This window comes from Dyadobacter endophyticus (assembly GCF_014641595.1).
GTDB lineage: Bacteria > Bacteroidota > Bacteroidia > Cytophagales > Spirosomataceae > Dyadobacter > Dyadobacter endophyticus.
Genome location: NZ_BMIA01000004.1, coordinates 129,428 through 141,559, shown reverse-complemented (window position 1 = coordinate 141,559; position 12,132 = coordinate 129,428). Strand labels below are relative to the sequence as shown.

Below are 12,132 nucleotides of genomic sequence, written 5' to 3'. Positions count from 1 at the left end.
ATAGAACACTATGCGATAAACCCGTCCAAAAAGCCCAAAAAAGAAACCGGCAGAAAGCTATCCTGCCGGTCAGTACTTTCCTACTGCCGGAAATCCGCCAAGATGCGGCAGCGGGACATTCATTAGTTATAAAAAACCTTTCTAAACTATGAAAAAAAACCGATACCGAAAAAACCGGGCATCGCTTTGCTTGCTCATGAGAATTTCTTTGGCCCAGCTTATCTTTTCAATCGTCTTTTCCAGCCTCACCTACGCGGCGCACGTCAGCAAGGCGCAGGAGGTATTGGAACGGAACGTGACGCTCCACGCCGACAGGGTGGAACTGGCGAATGTGCTTGACCAGTTGGAGCAGAAAGCGAATGTAAAATTTGTGTACAGCAATAAGGCAATCCGCGCCGAGCGTCCGGTTGCGCTCCATGTCGTCAATCAGAAACTGTCGGCGGCATTACAAACACTGCTCGCACCGCTCCAAATTTCCTACCAGGTTACACCATCGGGACGCATTCTGTTGAAAGCCAACAAGGAACTGCAAACCAAAACCGCGGGGCAACTTCCCATTCAGATGAGGGATATGCTCGCGCAGTTACTGAAAGGCAGGGTAAGCGACGAGAACGGCGAAGGCCTCCCGGGCGTGAGCGTGCGTCTGAAAGGCACCCAGCTGGGTACATTGACGGACGCCTCCGGCAATTTCGAGCTCGAAGTGAGTAATGTGGAAGCCGTGCTGGTATTCAGCTTCGTAGGCTACAAAACGCAGGAAATCGCTGCGGGTGACCGGGCGGTAATTAATGTATCGATGGCTCCCGACTTCAAATCACTCAACGAAGTGGTGGTGATCGGGTACGGTAGTTCGCGGAAGCAGGACGTAGTCGGCTCGGTGGATATTGTATCTTCGAAAGACGCCGGCGCTACCACCGCCACTAATCCTTCGCAGTTGTTGATCGGGAAATCGGCCGGTGTGCAGGTATTGCAATCGAACGGCACGCCGGGTTCCGACGCCCAGATCCTCATCCGCGGTACCGGCTCTTTTACCGGCGTCGATCCGCTTTACGTAATCGACGGTATCCAGGGCAGCAAAACGATGTTCAACACGCTGGCGACCCAGGATATCGAAAACATCACGATCCTTAAAGACGCTTCATCCACGGCGATTTACGGTTCGGCAGCGGCCAACGGCGTCGTGATCATCACTACCAAAAAAGGAAAATCGGGCGCGCCCCGCATCAATTTCAATACCCAATGGGGCGTCGCCAAGGCATGGAAAACGCTGGATTTGCTCAATGCGTCGCAATATGTGGACTTGCTGCAAGATTTTGCCGCTACGACCAATTCCGCATTGCCTGAAAAGTTCAAAACGGCTGATGTTCGCACAGATCGGACCGACTGGCAGAAAGAAATATTCCGCTCGGGCCTGGTTTCGCAGAATGACCTGAACATCAGTGGTGGAAGCGAGAAAGTGGCTTATAACTTTTCATTGGGTTACATCAAACAGCAGGCCATTGTTAAGAATTTCACCAACAGCAGGCTGAATGCCCGGTTTGCCCTGGACGAAACCCTGGGGCGCTTTCATTTGGGACAAAGCCTGAATGTCCGCTATACCAAGGACGACGGACAGCTAGCGAGCATTTCCGACGCGGTGTATTATGCACCCTACAAGCCCATTTTTGACGCTACGGTTCCGGGCGGCTACTCCAATACCACCAATGTCGATGATTTCAGCAACGGTAACAACCCGCTTGCGGCTATTAACCTGAACCACCCTGTCAATACCGGCTTCGTGTTCTTCCCGCAGGTATTTGCCGAAGTGGATATCATCGGCGGATTGCGGTTCCGTACGCAGCTTTCGGCTGAGATCGGCGGCGGCAAGACCCGGAGCTACCAGTATGGCTACACGGGGGGTAACAACCTGACCAACCCGCAACAGGCTACCCTGGGGTTCAACAACTACTCGTTTTACACGCTTGAAAACTACTTTTCCTATAATAAGGTTTTTGGCAAACACAGTGTTTCTGCAACGCTCGGTAACAGCTATCTCGACCCGGGAAATTCGTCGGGCCTCAATGCGACCGGTACGAAAATCCCGAATGATGCCATTCAGAATATCAGCGTAGCGCAATCACAGGCGGTCACCGGTTCCAATTATGGCTATGCACGCTCATCGGTTATCTCCTATTTCGCACGTTTGGGCTATACTTTCGACGACAAATACATCCTTACGGGAAGTTTCCGCCGCGACGGCGCTTCGAACTTCGGTGCCAACAACCGGTTTGGGAATTTCTACGGATTGGGCGTTGCATGGCGCTTTATCGACGAAGAGTTTATCAAGAACAACCTGAACTTCCTCAGCGATGGCAAGTTACGGCTCGGACTTGGCAGAACGGGTAACAACACGATCCCGACCACAGGCGTGACGTCGGTACTTACTTACAGCGGTAGCCCTAATGGTAACCTGGTCTATTCACTGGGCACCAATGAAGGATTTAATCCAGGCACAACCATCAACACGTTATCCAACCCGAACATCCGCTGGGAGTCGACCGACCAGACCGACATTGGCCTCGACCTCGGGTTCCTCAGCAACCGCGTGAGCGTTACCGTTGACTGGTATAACCGCAAAAGCTCCGGCTTGCTGGTGAGTGTGCCGGTTTCCGGAAGCACGGGAGCATCGGGCAGCGGCGGGCAACCGAGCAAGTATGCCAATGCGGCCAGCGCGCAAAACAAAGGGGTGGAGTTCTCGGTAGGCTACCGCGACCAGGCACAGGGAGGTTTCCAATATAATGTAAGCGCCAATCTTGCCTACAACAAAAACATCGTCAATTCCCTGGGAAGCGAATTTGCCGCTCCTATTCAGGCAGGCGCATTCAGTAACCTTCCTACGTTCACCTACACGGCTGCCGGTTCGGCCATCGGGTCGTTCTTTGGTTATGAGGTAGCGCATGTGGCCAAAGACCAGGCGGAAATCGATGCATTGAATGCAAAAGCAGCAGAGCAGGCAGGCGATGCCACTACCAAATACCAGGCTGGCCTTTTACCCGGAGATTTTATTTTTAAAGACCTCGACGGCGATGGCAAGGTTACTTCCACCGACCAGAAAATCCTGGGTAATCCTATCCCTAAGATTGTGTACGGTTTCAACGCCGGTGCGAGCTACAAAGGCTTCGATCTGAATGTGGTCATCTCGGGTGTTTCCGGTTTGAAGATTCTGAATGCGTTCAAGTTCGTGACCGATAATGAATCGACGGGGCACAATGCTTCTACCGAGATCCTGAAAAGATGGCGCCAACCCGGCGATGTGGCCGAGCTCCCGCGCGCAGGGCAGAGCGCAACGGGTGATGGTAACCTCCGCCCTTCCGACTGGTGGCTTGAAAACGGCTCCTATCTGCGCCTTCGTAACGTCACTTTGGGCTATACCCTGCCCCAGAGCCTGATCAGCGGCATCAACGGCGGCAAGGTCTTCAAAAGCATCCGGGTGTATGTGGCGGCACAAAACCTTCTGACCGTCACCAAATACAAAGGTTACGATCCTGAGGTAAGCACCCAGAACGGCGGCAGCTACATCTTCTCTCGCGGTATCGACGACCGCCAGCAGTTGCCGCAGCCGAGAACTTTGCTTTGCGGCTTGCAGCTTGGGTTTTAATGGTTAGAAGAAAACTTACTTGAAGTGAACATGAAAAAGATCATATATTTTCTGACAGGACTAATAGCTGTCTTCCAGCTTGCCGGATGTGATGAATCCAAACTGGAACTGGAAAGCCAGAGTGCCTACGATTACAAAACCTATTTTACATCATCCGAAGGGCTAAATCAGGCAGTAATTGCGACTTACGCCACTTTGCTGCACAACGGGCTGTGGTCACGCGAGTATTACTTTATTTTCGACCTGCTCGGTTATGAAGCCAAGAAAACGACCAACCTGCAGGGCGACATGGCGCAGCTGGCCGACTACTCATTCGGTACCAGTCAGGCGCAGATCGGGCAGCTTTGGAACAGCCTGTACCGGCTTATCCTTCGGTCCAATGTTGTTATCGACCGGGCGGGCGTCTGGAATCCCACAGCAGCGGCCGATCAGCAGGCCGCGAAGCAGTACATTGCCGAAGCACGTTTTTTGCGGTCGTATGCCTATTTCAACATTGTAAACCTATGGGGGAAAGCGCCGCTGATTACTGCTTACGACAGCACCGTGGCGAATAATTATCCTTCGCGTGCATCGGCGGAAGCGATCTGGGCGACGATCGAAAGCGACCTAAAACTGGCGGCAGCCGACCTGCCTGTATCCTACGACGCCGCAACCGGACTCGGCAGGGCAACCAGAGGCGCAGCAGTGGCATTGCTCGGAAAATCCTATTTGTACCAGAAAAAGTGGGCCCAGGCAGAAACAACGCTCGCTCAACTGACGACAGCGCCTTTCACCTATGCGCTCGACCCGTCGTACGAGAACCTGTTCAGCTCGACAAACCAGAGCAGTCCTGAAAACATTTTCCAGATCATGAATGCCAAATGGACCGACTGGGGGATTGGTAACCAGTACTACGTTTTCGGTGGGCAGGAAACATGGGGCGGCAAAGCAACCCATTCCGACCGTGCGCAGGAATATGGTTTTAAAGACTGGTTTAATGTTTACGTGCCGACTACTACCGTCAAATCGTTTCAATATCCCAATCCTGCCACCAGCGCCAATTACGTAGACCCGCGCGCGAAGTTTACTTTTTATGGCAGCAAGGAAAGCGGCGGCGACACCCAGTATTGCCAGAAATGCGCAGGCGGCCCGATCGACTTCCCATTCAAAGCCGATGATCCTCAGGGATATTATGTCTGGAAAAAATATCAGTATTACACTGAAGTCGCCTCATACGGAGGACCGCAAAGCTCGATCAACGGGCAGGTAATCCGCTATGCCGACGTGCTGCTGATGCTTGCCGAAGCGCAAATCCAGCAGGGCAAAACCGGCGCCGACCCATTGGCATTGATCAACCAGGTACGGAAACGCTCAGGCGCGGTTGCCTACACCACGCTGGGCGCACAGGCCGACGCGCTTAAAATCCTCATGCGCGAGCGTCAGGTAGAACTTTGCGGCGAACAAAGCCGGTATTTCGACCTGATCCGTTGGGGGATTGCGAAACAGACGATCAACGCGCAGCGTGCAGCCGAGCCAGGAGACGGGAAGCAACCTTTCCAGGATAAAAACGTCTTGCTCCCGATCCCCGACGTGGAAAAGAATTACAATCCGAATGTTGCCAAAGACGTAGCGAACGCCTGGAATTAATCAGCGGACGCTTTGAATTGAATTGAAAACGGGCTGTCCCCAGGGTTTGAAACCTGGGCCAGCCCGTTTCGTCATTTTGCCCCTTTCCCCAATGCATTCCCCGCGCTAACCCGATGAAATTTTTTCGTCAAATTACTATCAATAAGTAATAGAAGTAGATTGACAAGCGAATCGCTTTATAAACATTGGGTCACAACTTTTAGGTAATAGATAACACATTTTTTTTCAACTGTCCGGCAGAGCAACGCGCTTGCTTTGAAGCGACTACTATGTGCATTCTTATTTTTTTAACCATAAATCAATTTCGTAAATCTAAAACCTATCAGTTATGGCAACCTTCACAATCAATTTTGTTAACAATTCGAATTCGTCGGGTGATTTTTGCGTATTCCAGCAAATTCACAACAGTCCAAACCCCGACGTTTTTCCTTTGGCATGGCGTGTAGAATTTGCGCAGCCGGGAACGCGGTTAGCCATATCATGGAATACCGATCTCTATTTTTTCTGGGCTAAAACCGGCGAATTATTGCCTGGGGTAGTTTTTAATCCCGGAGCAAATGCGCCCACCGATCTGACCCGGGGAAACCAAATAACACTCACGAAGAGGGACCGTGATTACCAATTCATCGATCAGCAGGATTCTTATCAGCAAGGGTCATTACGCATCATGTCCGATGCCAGCACGGCCATCCGTAACGCCAGCATAGGCTATGGTATGTCTGGTGTACCGCAGTTCGCCGTGCAGGCACAGCCCAATATGACTTTTCAATTTACGCCCCGTTTCGAATTCTGGGTGACGTTCGGAAATCTCACGCAAGGACAGGTATTGGATCCCGACCAGATCAATAATCCGGTAAAGATTGATTTTCCGCATGGTATTTTTTCGATGAATGCTACGCTTAATGCGAACAACACCTGGACGATCACACAGGGCCTGGATTAAGAATGACCGATTCTTAAAAATGACCATACCTTTAAATTCCTCTATCTAAAGATTTATTCCTTTGAGAACACTTCACTTTAATCTCTCCCACCTGGAAGCCCAGGAAGGGTTGATGCTCCATGCCAATTTCCAGGATTATCCGTTGCAGGCGCATACCTCGCTTACCCGGCAGCATGCAGCACAAAACAATCCGCTTTTTCAGCACCTGCATGCCGGGCAGTTAACGCATTTTGTAACGGGTGTCGATACTCCCCCATCGCGGCCGTCGCTGATACAGATTTCGGTTCCCATGGTAATTAACGGGCAAACTATACAGCATATCATAGGCATGCAAATAGCTTTGCCGGCAGAGGGTGTGGCACGGGCCCTGAAAATGATCAGCCAAAATCCCGAACCGGAAGACCAGCTGCCTCATCCCAAACTGGCGATGATTGCCGCCAAATCGTCGGGCCTGTTGCAAGCATTGCCTTCGTTGACGAGCGCTAATGGATTGGGCCAATACGTTGACCATTTCGACACTGCCGTAGCATTGCTGTTCCAGCATCCCTCGCTCATTAACCTCAATGAATCGGAACACGGCAAGATCCCTTCGTATATTATCGAACGTGCCATTACAAGGGCCATCGGGCGGGACAACGGACTTCCCAACATCCTCGAAGAACTGGGCACAAACTGGTCGACGGAAGTACCCGTTTACGAAGAAAATGCCGACGGCTCCAAAACGCACATGCAGGACCCCGACAGCCCGGGCACTTTCCTCTATACCCCGCAAATGCACCCACGGGTGATAGCGGAGATTGAAGGTGCATTGAAGTATGCTTTAACACGCGTACAGCAGGATAACGAACTCCGGGGCCAGCAATGGAATGTCCAATACGGGATTGGCGCCGATGCCAAATCCGCGCTGGCTGTCGCACCCGGCCAGCAATTGAAGGCCAACCTGAGCAAATGGATACTTTCGAACAAAACGCCGGGCAACGGGCTTACCGTTTCTCCTAATGTGCGGATTGAACCCAGCAACCCGGAAAAAGGAAGTTATGAGGGCATGGGTTTGTGGTCCGACGATCCGAAACATGAAAAAAGGGACCCGCTCAATACAGAAATGGTGGCACTGTTGCTCGCCGAAAAGGTTTATCTTAAAATCAATACACCCGATATACCGGCACTGGCATTTGTCCCCATCAAGCTCAACCAGATGGGTAACGGTGGTCCCTATATCGGCTCGATAGACCAGGGTTTGGGGACGGGGAACGTCAAGGCAAATTTTACGCTCAACTCTTCCAAATCGGGATTAGATTATACCTTAAAGTGCACCAAACTCGACCCGAATGCCAGCGCCGAATTCGCTGTGCTGGACGGAGACACGAAAAGGGTAGTGAAGCAACTCGAATGGGTCAATACCGAGGGGTCGTCCTGGCGAAATTACATTACGGTAGATTGTACCAACCACTGGCTCCGGCATTTGGGCGCCTATGTACAGTTTATCGACATGGCCGGAAATCCGATCGCGGTAGATTCGTCGTGGCCCGAGCAGCTTCCCGGATTTTTACGCCCGGGTTTTCAAAAGGATTCGACCAAGAAATACCTCGAGATGCTCGGACCGATCAGCACGGCATTTGGCATTCCCGTATCCGACGAATCCGCTACGATGCGTTTTCCCGTTCACAAAGATGCCCATACGGTGAGGTTGCTTTTAGGAGGCCTCGGGACCGGCGAATTCGACTCGGGTGTTTGTATGCCGGGGCTGACCATGACCGTGGCGCTTGAATTGGCCCTGCCCGTTTTTATGCTTACCGCCGGCGCGGCCATCACCAATTCCAAATGGGTAACCGATTTGATGAAAGACAAACGAGTACTTTTTGGTGTAATCGCATTAGGCCTCACGCTCACCGGCCTGGATACCCTCCGCACGGGCGATTCGAGCAAACCGCTGCTCCGATTGGCTAATGCGGCCGGCCCGCTGCTGCTGAAAACGGGCCTCAAAACAGTCATCACTTCGGTTGTCGCTTCGGCCACCGCAACTAAAATGCTCCCTATCGTGGGTACTGCATTTCAGGTAATGAGCGCATGTGTGTCGCTTGCCCAGCTGGGCCAGACCATCGCGGCTGTCACGCAGGCCCCTTTTGTATATCAATGCGATATTGTGGCTTCCATGGACGTGGAGGTAACACTCGTTCCCGACACTACTTTTAAATACTTCCCGCACCTGGCCGTAAGCTATAAAGTACAACTCGTGTACGATAAGAGCGCGACGACATTGGTTTATAATGGCGCCCTCAGCGGCACTGTATTGAGCGATCCAATCAATGTACGCTTCAACGACGCGCCATCAGGGGGGAATGTGAAGGTATATGTATTCTTCTACGCCCGGAACGGATGGCAGGCAGGACAGGGAGAATCGGCCTGGTATGCCGCCGAGGGAAATGATGGCACCACACTTCGCATCCGGAACGTCGAAGTAGTGAACAATATCGTGCCATTAACTAAAAAATCCATTTACAGCCATAAGGTAAAAATTGCCATTGAAAATGATGTACACGTCTGGAAGGAAAGTCCTGCTCCAACTACCACCAGAAAAACGGCAGCGCCGGACCTGAATCACGAACTGCGTAGTTTAAGCAGCATTTCCCTGGCCCAGCGCCCGACCTCATTAGGTTACAGCTGGCAGGCAACCGGGCTGAATATCGCCCGTGACACCAACCCCGACGGGCCGCCGGTTAACGATTCGCTGTACATTACCCAGAATATCTCGATCCTTCAACATCCCGAGGCCGGGTATGCGGCTACCAGGGTGGGGTTTGACTATGACCCGGGCGTTGCCTACGATATTGCCACCAAAGACGATGGTACGGGACATAATTTTATCATCACCCGTGGTACGGATGACAATTACCATTTGCGAAAGGTGAAACTGGCCTTCGATACCGGGAAGCGCCAGCCTATCCCTCCTGAATTCAATCCCCGGGATAAAGAAAGCTGGGGCAGGTTCTCCGCCACATTGCTTCGCTATGTCGTTCACCCACAAGGCTATGTATTTGGAATCAGTGCGAACAATTCGAAGATCTACAAACTAAAACTCCCGGCCAAATCTACGACCGATGATCAGGCTATTTTCGCGAGTATGGCTTCCGGATTAGGTAAACGCGACGGATTGATCGACGGGCCCGTGGCTATTGCCGTCGGAATAGACGGAGTGCTGCTGGTATTGGAAAAGAACAATAACCGCATCCAGGCATTCGACATCAACTGCAACCCCGTGGCAACCTATTTCACCAACAACGGGACCAAATCATGTTTCCTTAATCTTCCCGCCAAACCCGGCGTGGAATACCTCGATCTGTCGGTCGAGGGCAAGGGCTATTTGTATGTGCTTACGGAGGAAAACGGCGGGCGAGATCCGAATGACTATGTTTTAACCATTTATACCCCCGATGGCCAGCAACTGGTTACCACAAGTGGCGTAGCCGCAGCAAAACTGGCACTGGGCCTCGACCGTAGCCTGTATACGCTCAATTATGAATGGATTTTCGGCAAAGGCCGACGCACCGAACCATCCATAAGTCTTTGGGTCCCGCCGGCACCGGAAGCCCAGTTTTAACACCAGTATTCCCTCACAAAAACCAACCATTCAAGATGAACAATCTGAACGAACCCAACGAAAGCAGTGAATCAAATGACATGGAGAATCCCGGCCAGTTCGTGGCGGCATTTTTCATGTGTGTGAAGGCCGGAGACCCGTCGAGCCGGCACCGCGACGATAAGTACATAAGGGAAACACGCATGTCTCCGGCAGGCAGGCATCTTGGATTCATCAACTGGCAATACCTTGGCCCTGATGTTCCCTCGTTCATTACCGTACTTTACCAGAGTCCGGGATCGAGCGATTTTAATGTTCAGCTAATGGCCATGCCCATGTCGGGATACCATGACTATACCGGCGCATTGGCAGAGCAAATCTGGGAAGAGGTGGACGGTATGCGCAGAAAAACCACCCGGCATTTGTGGGGCATGTTTCCCGGCCGCAGCAGGTCAGGGCTGTCTTTTAATGTCGATATGAATGGCAACAGGGTCGATATTGGGTTACGGGGCCGCAACGGCGAACGCGCGGTAGCCAGCTCAAACGGGCCGGGAGAGCACCAGTCCGCTTTGTGGAAATTCAACGGCGATGAACGTAAGCTGGATATCACGATGACCAAACTCGGTCCATTCGATTATACCCTGAACATCCCCAACAAAGAAGAAATCCTTTCCGGTGACGAGCATGCCGACGCGGATTTTTTGAATATCAAGTTCTACGACATGAACCTGAGGGGCAGTAACCTGCCACGGGCCAATTTTTCAAAAGCTTCGCTGGTAAATACCAAATTCGACCTGGGCGTGCTAACGGGTTGTAATTTTTCCTGGGAACATGATTCGTACCCAATGGAGGCCCTCATGAAGAAGGTTTCATTTACGAGGGCCGATTTAACCGATGCACGGTTTGACAAGCGCCCATTGGAGGATTGTAACTTCGACAAAGCTATTCTGGTCAATACGAGTTTTAAAAGGACCTATTTTAGAAACGTCAGCATTAAAGGCGCAGATTTGGCCAAAACCGATTTTTCGGAGGTAGATTTTAATGGCATTGTCATGGATGGGACCGAGAAACTGGGCCGCACCGCCGCCACTGGGACGATCTTCCGAAAAGCGACCATACCCTATTCTATGATTGGAAAAGACTGGCAGTACCTGGATTTAAGCGAAACCCGGTTCACCGGAACGATAGGCGCCGCAAAACTTCAGGCCACCGGCGTAAAACTGGTGGGCACGCAACTACCCGGGGTTAACTTCGCAGAGGCTGTTTTTATTAATGCCGATCTTTCCGGGGCAAATCTGACAGGGGCCGATCTGACAGGGGCCGATTTTACAGGAGCCAATCTCACAGGTACGATCCTAACCGATGCCAAGCTCAATAATGCCATTTTTACAAGAACGACGCTGGCCTCGACGGTGTTGAACAATGCTGATTTGACAGGTGCCAGGTTTACCGAACCACCCTTGTTTGGCCGCACGGTAGATAACCGTACGCGTTTACAGCGGGCTACTGTCCCCCTATCGTTTCTGGGCGCAAATTGGAGCTTTCTTGACCTTACAAAGGCTAATTTGCTCAACAAAGAACAGCTTCCGAAAGATTTGAATGCAGCTTATGTGATCCTGGACGAAGTGAACCTGAACGGGGCCGATTTGACCGGCGCCAATCTGGATCACGCACAGCTGAAAGGGACGCAATTGCCCAACAGTATCCTGACCGGGGCCAAAATGAATAACGGCATATTGATCGGAACGATCTTTACCAATTCCTACATGTGGCAGGCCGAAATGCAGAATGCCGATATTACCAATGCCGAATTTTCGGGCGCCGAACTTTGGGGGTCGAAGGCAAACCTGACGGGCGCTACGGCGGTAAATGTATCCTTTAATCACGCCTATCTGGCCAATATGGATTTTTCCAATATCAAGGATAAGGCGTTCCAGGGTTGCAATTTTGCGGATGCCTGCCTGGTCAACGCCAAGTTTATGAATACGGTACTGGGTACTTTTAATGGTAAACAGACCTCCCTGGCCAATACGTGCCTGCAAGGTGCCCAGTTCGAAGGCGCTAACCTGACGGAAGTAAACCTCACCAACGCAGCCATTGCCACGGCGGAAGGCACTTTCGAGGCTACCATCAAGAGCAAGACCAGCGTCCAGCGCCTAACTTTTGATCCGACTGGCATTCCTAGTGCTACCACCTCCCCAAGGACAGTTTGCCCGAGCGGGGAAAGCGGCCCCTGCAATGCACAAAAATGGACGCCCAAAAGTCCAAGCCCAAGGCCAAATTCCTGGAGTTACAAGGGATTTCAGAAAAAAATCGAAGAGTAGTTTTTTGGAGGGATAGCCAATGAGGGGG

At 51.7% G+C, this 12,132-nt stretch carries 5 protein-coding genes; all 5 read left to right on the top strand.

What is annotated here, in order from left to right:
• Positions 1 to 148: 148 nt before the first annotated feature.
• The 5 genes from IEY24_RS25225 to IEY24_RS25205 all read left to right on the top strand — a co-directional run bounded on the left by IEY24_RS25225 (position 149) and on the right by IEY24_RS25205 (position 12,104).
• Positions 149 to 3,634: a SusC/RagA family TonB-linked outer membrane protein gene (locus IEY24_RS25225; protein ID WP_188937618.1), complete on the top strand. Its 3,486-nt coding sequence runs from the start codon at positions 149 to 151 to the stop codon at positions 3,632 to 3,634.
• A gap of 30 nt (positions 3,635 to 3,664) precedes the next feature.
• The gene (locus IEY24_RS25220; RefSeq protein WP_188937617.1) at positions 3,665 to 5,260 is read left to right on the top strand and encodes a RagB/SusD family nutrient uptake outer membrane protein; all 1,596 of its coding nucleotides are present in this window, start codon (positions 3,665 to 3,667) and stop codon (positions 5,258 to 5,260) included.
• 328 nt (positions 5,261 to 5,588) lie between these two features.
• On the top strand, positions 5,589 to 6,203 hold the full coding sequence (locus tag IEY24_RS25215) for a RhiA family protein (protein ID WP_188937616.1): 615 nt from the start codon (positions 5,589 to 5,591) through the stop codon (positions 6,201 to 6,203).
• A gap of 61 nt (positions 6,204 to 6,264) precedes the next feature.
• Complete coding sequence (locus IEY24_RS25210; RefSeq protein WP_188937615.1) at positions 6,265 to 9,801, top strand: NHL repeat-containing protein; 3,537 nt, start codon at positions 6,265 to 6,267, stop codon at positions 9,799 to 9,801.
• Positions 9,802 to 9,836: 35 nt separating this feature from the next.
• Entirely contained in the window at positions 9,837 to 12,104 is a 2,268-nt protein-coding gene (locus tag IEY24_RS25205) for a pentapeptide repeat-containing protein (RefSeq protein WP_188937613.1), read from the top strand.
• The last annotated feature ends 28 nt before the right edge of the window (positions 12,105 to 12,132 follow it).